Origin of the sequence: Psychrobacter sp. Pi2-51 (assembly GCF_904846665.1) — a bacterium.
Lineage (GTDB): Bacteria > Pseudomonadota > Gammaproteobacteria > Pseudomonadales > Moraxellaceae > Psychrobacter > Psychrobacter glaciei.
Window position 1 is genome coordinate 136762 of sequence record NZ_CAJHBP010000002.1, and the last position, 16241, is coordinate 153002.

The 16241-nt window shown below is 43.9% G+C and carries 14 protein-coding genes; 10 read left to right on the forward strand and 4 right to left on the reverse strand.

The features are described 5' to 3' along the window. Nucleotides 1-356 precede the first annotated feature (356 nt). Nucleotides 357-1730 (reverse strand): argininosuccinate lyase, encoded by a 1374-nt coding sequence (argH, locus tag JMY08_RS01760; protein ID WP_201589680.1) that lies wholly within the window; start codon nt 1728-1730, stop codon nt 357-359. Between the two features lie 113 nt (nt 1731-1843). Between argH and JMY08_RS01765 the strand changes: the two genes are divergently transcribed. The 6 genes from JMY08_RS01765 (at nt 1844) to JMY08_RS01790 (ending at nt 7956) form a co-directional block, all read left to right on the forward strand. Next, nucleotides 1844-2995: a histidine kinase gene (locus JMY08_RS01765; RefSeq protein ID WP_201589315.1), complete on the forward strand. Its 1152-nt coding sequence runs from the start codon at nt 1844-1846 to the stop codon at nt 2993-2995. Between the two features lie 180 nt (nt 2996-3175). Then, a complete protein-coding gene (locus JMY08_RS01770; RefSeq protein ID WP_189583566.1) occupies nt 3176-3913 on the forward strand; it encodes a LytR/AlgR family response regulator transcription factor in 738 nt (245 codons plus the stop codon). Nucleotides 3914-4107: 194 nt separating this feature from the next. Then, nucleotides 4108-5142, forward strand: a complete 1035-nt coding sequence (gene hemC, locus JMY08_RS01775; protein ID WP_201589332.1) for a hydroxymethylbilane synthase — start codon at nt 4108-4110, stop codon at nt 5140-5142. A gap of 160 nt (nt 5143-5302) precedes the next feature. Beyond that, nucleotides 5303-6289 (forward strand): uroporphyrinogen-III synthase, encoded by a 987-nt coding sequence (locus JMY08_RS01780; protein ID WP_201589335.1) that lies wholly within the window; start codon nt 5303-5305, stop codon nt 6287-6289. Between the two features lie 99 nt (nt 6290-6388). Then, nucleotides 6389-7390 (forward strand): hypothetical protein, encoded by a 1002-nt coding sequence (locus JMY08_RS01785; protein WP_189583557.1) that lies wholly within the window; start codon nt 6389-6391, stop codon nt 7388-7390. Between the two features lie 74 nt (nt 7391-7464). Further along, the gene (locus JMY08_RS01790; protein WP_201589338.1) at nt 7465-7956 is read left to right on the forward strand and encodes an acyl-CoA thioesterase; all 492 of its coding nucleotides are present in this window, start codon (nt 7465-7467) and stop codon (nt 7954-7956) included. Between the two features lie 95 nt (nt 7957-8051). Here the strand turns inward: JMY08_RS01790 and ribBA are convergent, their stop codons facing one another. Both ribBA and JMY08_RS01800 read right to left on the reverse strand, forming a co-directional pair. After that, nucleotides 8052-9164 (reverse strand): bifunctional 3,4-dihydroxy-2-butanone-4-phosphate synthase/GTP cyclohydrolase II, encoded by a 1113-nt coding sequence (ribBA, locus tag JMY08_RS01795; protein ID WP_189583552.1) that lies wholly within the window; start codon nt 9162-9164, stop codon nt 8052-8054. 349 nt (nt 9165-9513) lie between these two features. Next, complete coding sequence (locus JMY08_RS01800; protein ID WP_201589341.1) at nt 9514-10803, reverse strand: replication-associated recombination protein A; 1290 nt, start codon at nt 10801-10803, stop codon at nt 9514-9516. A gap of 380 nt (nt 10804-11183) precedes the next feature. Between JMY08_RS01800 and JMY08_RS01805 the strand changes: the two genes are divergently transcribed. Next, the gene (locus JMY08_RS01805) at nt 11184-11696 is read left to right on the forward strand and encodes a type IV secretion protein Rhs (protein WP_201589344.1); all 513 of its coding nucleotides are present in this window, start codon (nt 11184-11186) and stop codon (nt 11694-11696) included. Nucleotides 11697-11777: 81 nt separating this feature from the next. Continuing rightward, nucleotides 11778-12773, forward strand: coding sequence for a hypothetical protein (locus JMY08_RS01810; RefSeq protein ID WP_201589347.1), 996 nt, complete (start codon nt 11778-11780; stop codon nt 12771-12773). 136 nt (nt 12774-12909) lie between these two features. Here JMY08_RS01810 and gltA read toward each other — a convergent pair whose 3' ends face one another. Further along, nucleotides 12910-14190, reverse strand: a complete 1281-nt coding sequence (gltA, locus tag JMY08_RS01815) for a citrate synthase (RefSeq protein WP_010200792.1) — start codon at nt 14188-14190, stop codon at nt 12910-12912. Nucleotides 14191-15217: 1027 nt separating this feature from the next. Here gltA and sdhC point away from each other — a divergent pair. Both sdhC and sdhD read left to right on the forward strand, forming a co-directional pair. Further along, a complete protein-coding gene (gene sdhC / locus JMY08_RS01820; protein ID WP_010200793.1) occupies nt 15218-15604 on the forward strand; it encodes a succinate dehydrogenase, cytochrome b556 subunit in 387 nt (128 codons plus the stop codon). 20 nt (nt 15605-15624) lie between these two features. Then, nucleotides 15625-16011, forward strand: a complete 387-nt coding sequence (gene sdhD / locus JMY08_RS01825; protein WP_227500963.1) for a succinate dehydrogenase, hydrophobic membrane anchor protein — start codon at nt 15625-15627, stop codon at nt 16009-16011. Nucleotides 16012-16241: the final 230 nt, after the last annotated feature.

Sequence of the window (16241 nt, forward strand, 5' to 3'; positions counted from 1 at the left end):
GGCGTAAACTGACGATAATGTCGAGACCTTAGCTAGGTTTACAACAACGTTTGGGGTGATTTTAACATCAGCCTTTCAGGGCAGGGCTATTTTTTGCCAATACATGGCGAAATTGTCTACCCTAGAACGACTAGGCGTCAAAAATTTCACTGCGTATTGTCTAAAAAATAGCCACTGCCAGTGCCACATTTGAATGTTCAACAGACCCTAGTATCCACCTATGATAACGGTCTTAGTAGATTTAGCCAAGCCTATCAGGTGTATAGAAGGTAACCATCCATTTGTTTTTAACGCTAATAAAAAACCCGCCTAGAGAGCGGGGTTTTTATTAATAGATGCTAGTTTTATTAAAGGTTTTACGCAAATACTTTTAAGCGTGCGCGACCATTAACGACGGCTTGCTTCACTTGATTGGGCGCTGTGCCACCTAAATGATCACGAGCTGCCAATGAGCCTTCTAGTGTCAGATACTCAAAGACATCGTCACCAATAGCATCGCTAAACTGCTGTAGCTGTGCCAAGGATAAATCACTCAAATCAACGCCTTCTTTGATACCTAAAGCGACGGCATGACCAACCACTTCATGGGCATCACGGAAAGCGACACCGTTACGCACTAAATAGTCCGCCAAATCAGTCGCTGTCGCATAGCCTTTCATGGTAGCGGCGCGCATGCTTTCTTTATTTGGAGTGATGTTTGGTAACATGTCACCAAAGGCCAATAAACAGCCGGTAAGCGTATCGACGCAATCAAAGAGCGGCTCTTTGTCTTCTTGGTTGTCTTTATTGTAGGCGAGGGGTTGGCTCTTCATTAGGCTGAGCAAGGTCATGAGTTGACCAAAGACACGGGCTGCTTTACCGCGTACCAATTCAGGCACATCAGGGTTTTTCTTTTGCGGCATGATAGATGAGCCGGTACAGAAGCGATCTGGTATCTGCACAAAGTTAAACTGCGCTGACATCCATAGGATAATCTCTTCGCTCATGCGTGACATGTGCATCATCAAGATAGAAGCAGCTGATGTGAATTCAATAGCGAAGTCGCGATCTGAGACAGCATCAAGCGAGTTTTGGCAAATGCCTTCAAAGCCCAACAGTTCAGCGGTAATCGTACGATCGATTGGGAACGTCGTGCCAGCAAGCGCGGCACTACCAAGCGGCATCTGATTGATACGGCGACGCGCGTCAACGAGGCGTTCAGTATCACGGTATAACATCTCAAACCATGCCATCACGTGATGACCAAAGCTGACTGGCTGCGCGGTTTGCAAATGGGTGAAACCAGGCATGATGGTATCAGTATGCTGCTCAGCCAAATCAAGCAAACCACTTTGCAACCGTACCAATAGTGCGATGATATTATCAGTCTCTTCGCGCAGCCATAAACGGATATCGGTGGCGACCTGATCATTACGGCTACGACCAGTGTGTAGCTTTTTGCCCACCGCACCGACGATATCTGTCAGGCGTGATTCAACGTTCATATGCACGTCTTCAAGCGCAATCGACCAGTTAAATTCACCAGCTTCGATCTCTTTCAGCACTTGTTGTAGACCGTCAATAATAGTGGCAACATCATCAGCACTTAAGATATCGCATTCTTTGAGCATGGTTGCGTGTGCAATCGAGCCTTGAATATCGTGCCGCGCGAAGCGTTGATCGAAGCCTACGGAGGCGGTAAAGGCAGCGACGAAGCTATCGGTTGCTTCACTAAAGCGCCCGCCCCACATCTGCTGACCTTGACTGCTGGTCGGGCTGTTTTGTACCGCAGCGTTTGTTATAGAAGCATCTGTGCTAAAATCAGCGACAGATGAATTTTTATTTGAATCAGGATTACTAGGGTGTGAAGAATTGGCGTTCATATCGGTCTAAGACAAATCAAGAGAATAAGAGCCCAAGTATAGCAAATGATGAGGTTGCCTTACTAGCTGCGCGCTTAGAGTTTTTTATTCCCAAGCTCATGGACATCATGAGACCTTGGCAGTGGCTGCTTTACATCTTTTTTTGGTCGCTGTTCGTGACGGTGATTGATCGTCATGACTTGGCAACTTGGTCAGAATTTGTGATTAAATTCATGAGCCGATTTTTACAAAACACAGTAAGTATCATCCCATCATTATACCTAGTAGATTATTTACGCCCTGTCTTTACACGCATGAGCATCGTTAAAGTCAGCATTTATATTCTTGCGCTACTCATGCTAGCTTCTGCAATATCAATGACATTAGTCATGCTTATTATGATCAATGTGGGCTGGCTTGAATACGATCTGCAAGCTTTTATTATCAATGTCCTGTTTGATACCATCATTGGCGGCGGCTTTACCTTGGTGTTTCTACTGTATTTTTTACGTCGCTATCGTGAGGTTAGTGCGCTCAAAAAATCGTTTGAGTATAAATTGACTGCACAAAACGATGTGATTAAAGCACGCCTTGCCCCGCATTTCTTCTTTAATACCATTAATACTTTAGTATCCCTTATTGAGTCCAATCCCTCTCGAGCAGCCTCCTTATTGCAACACGTTTCCGCGTTATTTCGTGCCAGTTTTGAAGGTGCTCGCGAGATTAGTTTTGAAGAAGAAATCGCGCTTTGCGAGCATTATCTTGCCATTGAATCTATTCGTTTGGCGGACAAGCTCATTATCAATTGGCGGCTACCTGACGAGGATGTCATGTATGACATGGTCATCACTGCTTTGATGCTCCAAAGCGTGATTGAAAAAATGCTACTCAATGTGGTTGAAATGACCACCGAAACCATTTATATCGATATTGAAGTAACGTGGCAACAGCATCGCGTGACGATTACCATCAGTGTGCAACTGCCCAAAAAAACCTTAATGGTTCACTACGATTTGCGTCAGCACATGAATTTTTATATTCAGGCCGAACGTTTACGCGCCTACTTTGGCCAAAGTGCCGATATTCAAAGTACCGTCACTAGTAAGCAAATCGTTACTGTCATAGATTACCCTCTTCAAGACGTCAGTCTATGATTTTTATCTGGTTATATTCTCTTTAGTAACTGACCGTGGCATATTTATTGCAGCATTTATACTATTATTATTTTCGTTATTAGTTTTAAAGGATGGCGATAACAGCTTAAGGATAAATGTTATTATGTTACTGATACGATTAAAGAAATATACTAGGTACGCCGTAAGAAAGGAGTTTCCATGCGGATTGTAGTTTGTGATGATGAGCCGTTAGCACGTGAGCGTTTGGTTAGGATTGTGCAGGAGTCAGGTCATCAAGTGGTTGCGCAAGCAACGACAGGCGCAGAAGCCATCGTGGCAGTGAAAACTCAACAACCGGACATCATTTTATTAGATATTCGCATGCCTGAAATGGATGGAGTTCGCTGTGCGCAAGAGCTTGCTAAGCTTGAGCATCCGCCAGCGATTATTTTTGTCACTGCCTACGATCATTATGCGATTGCCGCGCTAAAAGCCAATGCAATTGGCTATTTATTAAAACCAGCCAATAAAGATGAACTGCTAGAGGCACTTGCTAAAGCGAAAAATCTAAACGCAGCGCAGTTAAATGAGATTCGTAAGCTCGAAGATCCAATGGCACGTCCCGTCCGTGAACATATTGCGGCACGTACCCACCGCGGTGTTGAGCTGATTAAGCTCAAAGACATTTACTACTTTACGGCTGATCAAAAGTACGTCAAAGTTCGCCATAAAGACGGTATTGTCCTCATTGATGAGACCCTAAAAGAATTGGAGCAGGAGTTTGAAGACCGCCTCTTTCGGGTACACCGTAATGCTATTATTAATCTCAGCTTTTTGGACTTTTTAGAGACCTTAGATGCGGGACAGTATCAGATACGGTTTAAAGGTATTGATGAGACGCTAGCGGTTAGCCGCCGTCACCTGCCAGCGTTACGTGAAAAAATTCAGAGTATGTAACACACCATTGTCATAGCGAAATAATCATCCCATATCATCAAACCCTTATTTATGCTTAAATAGGGGTATTTTTTTGCGTCGGCAGTCATGGTAAATGGTCTTTATCGCCATTTTATAAGGTAAATTTGCATGACTGTTTCGCATTGACATCGCATGAACATTGCACTGTCGTATCGAACTTATTGAGGCCCTTTATGAGCAATCCGCAGCAACCTGCTTTGACCACTTTAAATATCGCCACACGCCAGAGTCCGTTGGCGCTATGGCAAGCTGAACATATTCGTGATCGCCTGCTAGAGATGTATCCTGACTTGACCATTAATCTGCTAAAAATTGTCACTAAAGGTGACAAAATTTTGGACACGCCATTGGCCAAAATCGGCGGTAAAGGTTTGTTTGTCAAAGAGCTTGAGCAAGCGCTGTATGAGAACCAAGCAGATATCGCCGTGCACTCATTAAAAGACGTGCCCATGCAGTTGCCGGAAGGCTTGATGCTGGGTGTTTATTGCAAACGCGCTTCACCAACGGATGCTTTTGTTTCCAATACTTATAATAGTATTGATGAGTTGCCACAAGGTGCGGTGGTTGGCACGTCAAGCTTGCGTCGTCAGTGTCAAATCAAAGCCTATCGCCCCGATCTACAAATCAAAACCTTGCGCGGTAACGTTGGTACCCGTTTGGGTAAGCTGGATGCTGGCGAGTACGATGCGATTATTCTAGCGACCAGTGGTTTACAGCGTATTGAGCTTGATGAGCGCATCCGCGGCGAGCTTGATATTGATGCTTGCTTGCCTGCGGTTGGGCAGGGTGCTCTGGCAATTGAATGCCGTGAAGGTAATGATGAGGTGATAAAATTGCTTGCACCGCTCAATGATGATAAGGCTCGTATTCGCCTTATCGCTGAGCGCGCGCTAAACCGTCATTTAGAAGGTGGTTGCCAAGTGCCGATTGCGGCTTATGCCGTTCTACAAATGGCTGATGAAACAGCTGCCAACAACGATGACAATGGTAATAATGGCAACAATGATAATGGCAATGTGTTGTGGCTCCGTGGTCGTGTGGGTCAGGCCGATGGTAGTGAACTACTAAAAGCGGACAAGCGTGTCACATTAGTCGGTACGCAAGAAGAGCAAGAAATACAGGCCAATCAACTTGGTATTGATGTTGCCAAGCTCCTACTTGCCGATGGTGCTGGTGCTATCTTATCAGCGATTTATCATCCTGAATAATATTTGAGTAGATAATATTAGAATAAATAATATCTAAGAAAATGGCATCTAAGAATAGTATTTCTGTATGGTGAGTAGCTTAATCATAGAGTGGTAATTACTTATACTGACTCTGATTACGCTCACTTTAATTTCATAAGCATTGTTTCATGGTCGGTTTATGCCTTGTTCAACATCACAGTTCACGGATTCGCCTCACTCAACTGAGCAATCATCAGCGCTGCCGCAAGTAGTCATCAATACGCGGCCGATAGAGCGAGCAGCGCCACTGACGCAGTGTCTACAAGCGGCAGGGCTGTCGGTCATTGAGATGCCGATGTTGGCATTGCAAGCACGTGCAGCGACCGATGAAGACAGAAAAATGATGCGGCAATGGCTGGCTGGTGACTATCAAGCACTGGTTATTGTCAGTCCGACCGCTGCGGCCTCAGGGTTAGCCATGTGGCAAGCGCTTGAGGTTGATCGTTACAAACAAAACAACACTACTGAGCTGGCAGAGTCCGCATTGGCGGCGTTAGAGACGCCAAGTCATTTGATTGCGGTTGGTGAGGCAACTGCTGCTGTCCTCAATGATGCTAAGCGACCGGTGGCAAGTTATCACGTGCTTCAGCCTACCATTGCCAATAACGAAGGTATGCTAGCGATGCCTGAGATTGAAAGTCTACAAGCGGGCGATAAACTATTGATATGGCGCGGGCTTGGCGGACGTCGTCTGCTGGTCGATACCTTACAGGCGCGCGGTGTACATATCGATAGTATTGCTTGGTATGAGCGCATCATGCCTGACGAGGCGCAGAGTCAATATGAGCAATGGCTACAAGATTTTCAGGCACAAAACGCATCAAAAACCATAGCATCAGCAGACAGAATAAAGCCCGTCGTCGTGATCAGTAGTGGTACTGCCTTTGAGCATTGGGCAAGTATTGTTGAAGCAACAGTAATAAAGGCTTCAGAAGCGACGAATTTAGAAGCAATTGCAAATCAAAGCAAGATCGACAACGCAGCGCTTAAATTATCAGACTTTACTTATATCGTATTGGGCGAACGCTTGGCAAACATGGTCGCAGAACAGCAATTGAGCTATTGGCGTGTGGAAGATTTGGCGCCGGAAACCATTCTGGCAGCCATTAGCGCTAAAGTCCTATAGAAAAAACGATTTCTTAATAACCAGACAACACTTAAAGCGTGATACGCTTTTTTTGTTCGCTTTAAATAGGTTTAACCCTACCCATAACGGTACTGTCTTATGTCAATAAATTCTGAATCATTATCTAAGGAACCTTCTGCTATCCAGCAGCGTCGGCAAGCAAACACCTTGTTGTTGCGTCTACAATGGTTGGTGATTTTGCTACTTATCGCGGCATTATTATTCTTATATATTAGCCATCAACGTTTTCAACATAGCGTCAATGAGCGTCTGCAAAGCAACGAGCAGGTGGTCAGCCGTCTAAATGAGATGGATGATCGCATATTTGCCATGAGTCAGCAGACCTTACCAGAGCCGAGCGTAGCGACCAATAACCAAGCTCAAAATCAGCTGGATTTATTGCGTATTCAAATACAGGCAGCCAATAGATTATTGGCCGACAATAACGATAGCGCAGCGATAGACTTACTACGTGGTCTGCATTGGCAATTGGCACAAAGCAGCAATGAGATTGCCCCAGCGTTGACCGTGGTCATTAAGCAAAGCTTGCTCAAAGATATCGAACGCTTGCAAGCACAAAGTGCACAACCAAGCCCGTGGCAAATCCAAAATCTAGCGATTCAAAATATTCAAGATTTTTTGCACAGTCATGAGCGTGCCGCGAACAGCAATAGTAATGGCACTAGCAATAATAATGGCAATGAAAGCACTCAGCAAAGTAGAGCAGTAAGCAATAATAACCTTGCTTTGACACGCCGCCAATTAACCATTCACGAAGTTATCATGACATTGAATTTAGCGAACCAAGCTAGCAATATGCGTGAACAAGATCAGCTTGTCAGCTATCTGACGCAAGCTCGTAAACAACTAAAAACCTTAGTGCCACAGTCTTCTATGACTGCTAGCAAACAACCTGCGCAAGCAGAAAAAAGTGCGACGAGCGCTGCTGAAAGTACAAACGATCTGGCCAAGAACTTAGAAACCATGAAAGCGCCAAGCGATATTCCAGAAGTACTCGATTGGTTAGATAGACTGATTGCCAATGCACCAAAACCAACGCCACTGTTGACCACGCAAATTTTAGACAAACCGCAACGTTAATGAAAGATGACGTCAATAAATGAATATTATTTAAGACAATCGTCTATATCAATATTGAAAGATAAGGTTAAAACATGGATCAGCCAAATAGAACAGTCGGTCTTGCCACTGAGGTACTAAACGATAGTCGTCCTGACGAATTGGCGCATTATCCTGTTATTCATCATCAGCCGATTCACTGGGGCGAGATGGATGCATTTAACCACTTAAACAACGTCGTCTATTACCGTTATGCTGAGTCAGCGCGTATTGCGTATTTGCAGACGTTAGGGATGTTTGACGGCAGTATGGTCACCGTATTAGCACAATCCAGTTGCCAGTATTTGCGTCCCGTGACCTATCCGGATACTTTATTATTAGGCGTTCGTTGTCAACGTTTGGGTAATACGAGTATAACCATAGAGTATCGTTACTATAGTACGGCGCAATTGGCTATCGTTGCGACGGCTGAAGCAGTCGTGGTGCGCTTAGACAGTGGTGGCAAGAATAAACTGCCTTGGACAATCGAGGAGCGTGAACGACTGCTCGCATTAGAGGCAGAGTTTGGTCACACGCCTAAATTTTAAAAATTAACACCTCATAAATATAAAAAGGCACGCTAACATTACGCTAGCGTGCCTTTTTTAAGCTTGATTTTTCGACTCAATAACGCAAACAGGTTTTAGTCTTGCTGCGGCGCATGCACAAAATCAACCACGTTCAGATCAAAGCCTGATAATGCATAAAACTTCATTGGTGATGACAATAGGCGCATATCACGGACACCTAAATGACGTAATATCTGTGCGCCAACACCAACGCTACGATACGGCTGTTGAGTAAGCGTTGATTGCGATTCATTGTCTGCAGCTTTGTCTAACGCATCCCCTAAATCAACCGGCTGGTTACTACCAATCCAAACCAATACACCGCGATCTGAGGCGCTAATTTCTTTTAGTGCCGCTTGTACGCTCCAGCCACTACGGCCAGTCATGTCATTTTTAGCCGCAAACAAATCACGTAATGGATGGAAGCCATGAACACGTACCGTACTGACGCCTTCGCTGACATCGCCTTTGACTAATGCTAAATGGGTCTCATCAGCACCAAATTCACGGAAGCGATGCAAGGTGAACGTACCATGTTCAGTTTCAAAAGGATGTGATTCTACTTCTTCTACTGTTTGCTCATTCGCAATACGATAGTTGATAAGATCAGCTATCGTACCTATTTTTAGATCATGCTCTTTGGCAAATATTTCTAGATCATCGCGGCGTGCCATCGTACCATCAGCATTGATGATTTCGACGAGCACAGATGCTGGCTCAAGACCGGCTAAGCGTGATAAGTCACAACCGGCTTCTGTGTGACCAGCGCGATGCAATACGCCACCATCTTGTGCGATGATAGGAAAGATATGGCCAGGCTGTACAATATCTTCAGCTTTAGCAGTAGCAGAAACCGCTGCTTGAATCGTACGGGCGCGATCGGCAGCAGAGATACCAGTCGTAACGCCTTCAGCTGCTTCAATTGATACGGTAAAGTTGGTACTAAATTTGGCTTCGTTGCGTTCAGACATCAGTGGTAAAGACAGCTGATGTGCACGTGCTTGAGAGATGGTCAAACAGACTAAGCCGCGCGCATGGGTAATCATAAAGTTGATATCTTCAGGGCGCACATGGGTCGCTGCCATGATGATATCACCTTCGTTTTCGCGGTCTTCATCATCCATCAAGACGACCATTTTACCAGCACGAATGTCTTCGATAATCTCAGGAATCGTATTTAAACTCATAGTAAATCTCAATGTCTTATTATTTATAGATAGGTGTGATTTGGAATATAGAGCATTATCTGCCTATTAGAGCAGTAGATAATACAAAGCGCTGTTACGGTCAAGCAAAGCGCTATTACGGTCAAGCAAAGCGCGCTATCAGTAATGTCATTCAATAAAAAGTGACGCACTTAATAGCTTGTATCGTTCATTATGAGGTCATTTTAACGCTTTTCATCGCAACGTGCTGTGTCATCTTCCCACTATATCGTTCAGTATGTCAAAAATCGTCATAAGTATTATCAATGAGCGCTACCATTTATGCATTAAAGCACACATTGGATAATGAACTGAGCCGTGTTATGCATGGTTAGTCATTACTTGCTGCTTGGGTTTTTAGCCAATCCATAAATTGCTTGCTGTGCTGCTCTCGTTGATTGTCTGCAAACTCATAAAAGCGTGTGCCAATTAAATTGTCTGGCAAATATGACTGCGGATAATAATGGTTGGGATAATCGTGCGGGTAGATATAATCTTGACCATAGCCTTGATTGCGCATTAATTTGGTCACGCCATTACGCAAGTGTAGCGGGACAGGGGAGGCATCCTTTTCTGCCAACGCCATCGCAGCATTGATCGCTTTATACGTGCTATTACTTTTGGCACTGGTTGCTAGATAAACCACCACTTGCCCTAAAATTAGACGTGCCTCAGGCATACCAATCGACTGCACACTACGTAACGCTGCATCAGCAAGGAGTAGGGCATTCGGGTTGGCATTACCAATGTCTTCACTGGCCAAAATCACCAAACGGCGTGCAATAAAGTCAGCAGGCTCGCCGCCAACCAGCATCCGCGCCATCCAATACAAAGCTGCATCAGGATCGGAGCCACGGACAGATTTTATCATTGCCGATATAATATCGTAATGCTGCTCGCCATCTTTGTCGTAACGCACCAAAGCGGTTTGCGCCACTCGGCTAACCAGTTCGTCATCAATGATAACCGGCGACTGTTTAGCATCAGCCGTTTGAATCGCTAGCTCCAATACATTCAGCGCCTTTCTGGCATCACCATGCGCCAATTGACTGATCGTATTTTGCGCTTGTAGGTCGATTGTCAGATTTTGCAGAATGTTATCTTCTTGCATGGCCCGTTGCAAGACCGCGCTAATTTGCTCTGGTGTCAGAGGTTCTAGACGATACACTTGGCAACGTGATAGCAGGGCGTTATTGACACTAAAGGAGGGATTTTCCGTGGTCGCACCAATCAACGTAATATCACCAGACTCTACAGCGCCCAGTAGTGCATCCTGCTGAGCTTTGTTAAAACGATGAATCTCGTCGATAAAGACCACTGGTGATTCAAAGTTTAAAGAATCTTTGGTATCTAGCACTTCACGCAATTGCTTAACGCCAGTATTCAAGGCGGATAGCGCATGAAAAGGCCTGCCAACTGCATCAGCGAGCAGCATGGCAATGGTGGTTTTGCCAATGCCAGCTTCACCATGCAAGATAATGGACGGCAGATGTCCTTGCTCCACTAAGCGTCTTAATGGCGCACCCTTTGCTAATAAATGTTCTTGACCAATAATAGCATCAAGAGTCGTGGGGCGCATACGCTGGGCGAGTGGGGTATCGGCATGAAAGTTAGGCGGCATAGGACTCTCTATTATAGGGTCGGATAATTATGACTTTACTACAATGACAGAGTGACTTGATGAAGCTGTTTTGTACAGAGTAAATATTCGGCAGTCGCTATTTTTTGTAGAAAAACAAAGCTATTTGATAATCAGTATTAGACATCAGTGGTAAAAATAAGCTAATTTATACAAACAGCCCTTAATCATTGCTCTTCATAACTATTATAGTTGAGCGGCTAGGCTAACTTAGATTGACGTTAAGAAAAATCGGCTAAGTGTACAGCTTATGTCTTAGATATTTGTTTTTAAATGCTTGTTTTTCCATGTTTGGGTTTCAATGTTTGCACCCCTATTTAATGGTTTAGCATGATTCACTAGCGTAAGGTAACTCATTAACCATGTATCAGCAGACTCTCAAGCAGTTTTTACAAGCAAGATTTTCAAAAAAACAATCACGAAAGCTGACTGTTGGTGAGATAGCGCTCGCTCAGTCGGTATTCGGTAACAGTATCACCCTCGATGATGTTCACCTTAAAACCGCGCGCTGGGTACTCAAAAATTATGCGGTCAGCCCTAATGGTAATATTTACTTTCATCCGGCAGATTGGATAGCAAATTTTAGCCATGCGTCCATTGGTAAGCAAAGTTGGCTCATACACGAGCTAACCCACGTTTGGCAGCTACAACAAGGATTAAAGGTAGTACGCGGTGCGATTATCAATCGCCGTTATGATTATGTGCTAGAGACGGGTAAATCCTTTTTTACATATGGTATCGAACAACAGGCACGCATGGTACAAGACTATTTCGTACGTCGGCAACTTGGCAAAGACTGTCAAGATCTAGAAGCTTGTATTCCATTTCTGAGCGTACATGCAGTGAATAATGCGACAGGTAAAAAGTACGACTAAAAAAACGACATAAACCAGCAATGGATTGCTGTGATAATTCTAACTTTTATTATTTTGCATTAACAAAGGATATGTACTCTGATGTTTAAATTTTTGCCAGAAATGCTGGATAATGAGGTTCATGATAGCGACATGAATAAAAGCTTCTCAGACAAAAGCACCAGCTCTCTACGTTATCCCTCAACGGTACTTGTGGTAATGCTAAGCGGCATATTACTATTGAGTGGTTGCCAGCAAGCAGACACGCAACCTGAGCCAAAGGAAAGTCAAAGCACTGAACAGACGAGTGCTGAAGACAGTCAACCAATGCCGCAAAGTGATTCAGCTGCTGCGCGTATTAAACAGTTTCAGCCGTTGTACGTCGCTCAAGCACAAGGGTTGCAGCGTCGGCTACAAGCAGAGTACGAATCGTTGCAAGCTGCTGATGCGTCCGATGGCGATGCTTTATTGCTCGAAGGAGCAACTCAGGACACTGCTAATCAGGACACTGCTAATCAGGCCACCGCTAATCAGGCCAGTGCCCCAGTGACTGATAGTCTTAAGTCAGGGGCAGAGGCCATCGACAGTAATGAATCTGAGCAAGCATCAGTGCCAGTGGCCACTGATAGTGCGGTTAGTACGGATACTGAGATGAATACCAGTACTGAAGTTGGTGAGCGCGATTTGACTGTACTTAAGCGTATCAGTCTTGAGCCGCGTAAACCTGTGATGATGACTGAAGAGCAAATGATAGAAAGCTACCAACAAGCGATGGACGCGCTCTATCAACCAGTAACGACACCGCTCAGTGCAGAGGATAGCGATACTTTAATTAATATAGCCACTTTGACACCGCAGTTATTCGAACATGCAGAAATCGCTGGCAGGGTCAGTGCAAAAAGCCCAGCGCTGGCTCGCTTGATTATTCAACACCAAGTCTGGGAGCAAATAGAAGCTCAGCAAGTCATCGATATGCAACAAATGAAGGTTGATCAGCAACAAGAGTTTGAGACATTGATGACTAAGTTTAATGACACCATCGAAGGATATGATGAACAAATCGCTAAATATGAGCAGACACTAAAAGAATTCCAATAACGCCCCACGTCGTTCTGAACATAAGGATTGAGTTATCAGTAATTTGCAGTAAAACCGATAATACTGATCTAAAAGACGAAGCAATAAAAAATCCCGCACGATGGCGGGATTTTTTATTGCTCAAATACTATTTAGCTTACTTGCGATCTTCGACCTTTACAAAATCACGGCGCGTTTCACCAGTATATAACTGACGTGGGCGACCGATTTTGAATGGTGCACTGTGCATCTCTAACCAATGGCTGATCCAACCAGAAGTACGAGCCAATGCAAAGATTACGGTAAACATTGACGTTGGGATACCGATAGCTTTCAAGATGATACCAGAGTAAAAATCAACGTTTGGATATAGGTTACGCTCGATGAAGAACGGGTCTTCTAGTGCGATTTTTTCTAGCGCCATCGCCAATTCAAGCTTAGGATCATTGATACCAAGTGCTTCTAATACCTCATCACAAGTCTCTTTCATTACTTGCGCACGTGGATCGAAGTTTTTGTAGACACGGTGACCAAAGCCCATTAGCTTCACTTCACGGCTTTTTACTTTTTCCATGAATTCAGGCACGTTCTCAACAGTACCGATTTCATCTAGCATCTCAAGAACGGCTTCGTTCGCGCCGCCATGTGATGGTCCCCAAAGGGCTGCGATACCAGCAGCGATACACGCATAAGGGTTAGCACCCGTAGAGCCTGCTAAACGTACCGTTGACGTAGAAGCGTTTTGCTCATGGTCAGCATGCAAGGTAAAGATTTTGTCCATTGCACGAGTGATGACATCGTTTTTCTGATAATCTACATCAGCAGGCGTTGCAAACATCATGTATAAGAAGTTTTCAGCGTAGTTAAAGTCATTACGCGGGTACATGAACGGTTCGCCCTGAGAGTATTTGTAACTCATTGCAGCAAGCGTTGGCATTTTAGCAATCAGACGAATAGCCGTGATTTCACGATGCTCTTCGTTACTGACGTCTAGGTTGTCATGATAGAAGGCTGATAAAGCACCAACGACACCAACCATAATAGCCATTGGATGCGCGTCACGACGGAAGCCTTCAAAGAACTTACGCAATTGGTCATGGACGCCTGAGTGCTTACGGATCTTTTCAAAGAAATCTGCTTTTTGCTCGGCATTAGGCAATTCGCCATGAACAAGCGCATAAGCCACTTCTAAATATTCAGCGTTATTTGCTAATTGATCGATAGGGTAGCCGCGATGCAATAACTCGCCTTTGCCGCCATCGATAAAAGTAATTTTTGATTCAACAGGTGCGGTTACTTTAAAACCAGGGTCATAAGACCAAAAGCCCGACTCTTGTAAAGCCGCAACATCGATAACTGGGCGCCCTAAAGTACCTTTAATAATTGGAAGTTCGTATTCTTTACCATCTACGGTTAGTTTGGCGTGAGTGTCAGCCATAAATTCCTCTCCATTGGTTGTAACTTGTTAGAATAAAAATATACCGACGCACAGCCTCGCGCCATTACTAGTAAAACGGTCAAAATGTTTTTAACGTATTTAATATGCAGGCTATATTAGCAGCAATTCTCTATGATTTGAAAAAACTTTTAGCAGCAAAGGCACCAACTGGTGTGGTTTCATAGTGTCTATCTACTGTAAATTTTGTATCAAAATATGTCTGCTTGGTTATTTTGCTTAAAAACTGCCCTTTTAGAGCGTTAAGGCAAACTCTATTATGCGCATAATATCTGCATCGATTTACCAAAATAGAGCAAAGCGTATTTTGGCTATCTATGCTAAAAACAGACTGCGTATGAGTAGTAGGCGAACGGAATGGGTCATCTAATCCGCTGAGCTGAGTCGTCAGGGGGGATTTAGTATTGCACAAATTCGCTTGTTTGTTAAATAAGCCTTCTTATTTCATTAGTTTAGGGATAAATTTGTAATTGTCGCCCAGTCATTTTATAATTAGCGTTACTTAACTGGCACTCGCTTTGTGCGAATTGATAAGTGGTCATGATATAGTGTCGTTTAAAGCTGACTCTATCTATATTTAGTGACGACTAGACGGTGACTGTTTAGACCGGAGCTGTACGTGATGGTCTGATAGATCTTGTTAACTGTCCTATTTTTAAGTAATGAGCCTATTTTAATTAATCCGCTTATGGTTCATATTGATGTAGAGAAGACAGTGATCTTTTTCTATGTGAAAAGTATCAGTAAAAATAGAATAGTTAATCGCTCTAACGAATAGTGCGCTTACTTGTTGGTTAGTCGATGAGCCGCTATTAAAAAGCTTATCAATTTAACGAGTCCTGCTACACCGTTTACCATCCGACCATTTCTTCATATTTAGCGCAAACTAAACGAAGTCAGCTAGCTCTTCCTTACTTTATTCGTCTCGTGTGTTGCTCAATACCTAACTTGATACTATTTATATCAAGCATTGGTTGTTAGCAGATACAGGAGTATAACCGCAAAAAGGATGCCCGCTGTGAAAAGCAACCGACCTATTGATCTGCCTTTAAGCCAAGTGATTAGCGTTAATCGCTCACCGATTGCGATCGCCTCAATCTTGCATCGTATCTCTGGCATTATTCTATTTTTATTGATTCCTGTCATGCTGTGGTTACTACAGAACTCATTGGCGTCGCCTGAGAGTTTTGAGACCGTATTTGACAACGTACTTGTGCGCTTTTTAGCATGGATATTCGTTGCGGCGATTGCTTATCACTTTGTGATGGGTATCAAGCACTTATTTGCTGATATGGGCATGAATGAAGAACTAAAATCTGGCCGCACTGCGTCTATGGTTAGTTTTGTGATTGCAGCGATTCTAATTGTCGCGTCATTTGTATGGGTGATGTTCTAATGATTAAAAATGATTCAGGAATCAAAAGTGCGACTGGTCTGACCGGTTCAGGCTCACGCGATTGGATTATCCAGCGTATTAGCGCTGTCGTTTTAGCTGTTTATAGTGTGGTATTGCTGGGCTTCTTTTTGACGCATGGCGACGTTACTTATCTTGAATGGTCATCATTCATGACCAGTCTGCCTATGCGCTTATTTAGCTTAGTGGCGGTACTTGCACTAGCTGGCCATGCTTGGGTTGGTATGTGGACAGTGTTCACTGATTACATTACCACTGGCAAACTAGGCTCAAGCGCAGCAGGTCTACGTTTAGTCCTACAGTCATTGATGATTATTGCTATTTTAGTGTTTTTATTTTGGGGCATCATGATTTTTTGGGGTACTGGTTTCGGTGTTGTTGCCGTTTAACTATAGCCAATCATAGCGTTGGATATTACTGACTTAGTCAGTCACTTATATAATAGGTGCGCTATGGTTTAGTCAGTGAGCGAACCCAATATAAAGATAGATATGCAAATTAGGTGGCTAAAGGTTGTTAGCGTCATCCACTTTGATAATTTCAAGTAGAGGCGAGACAATACAGTGTTTTGTCCAGCAATAGGATGATTTTGAGACAGCCTTTTTATTTACTTCTAAGC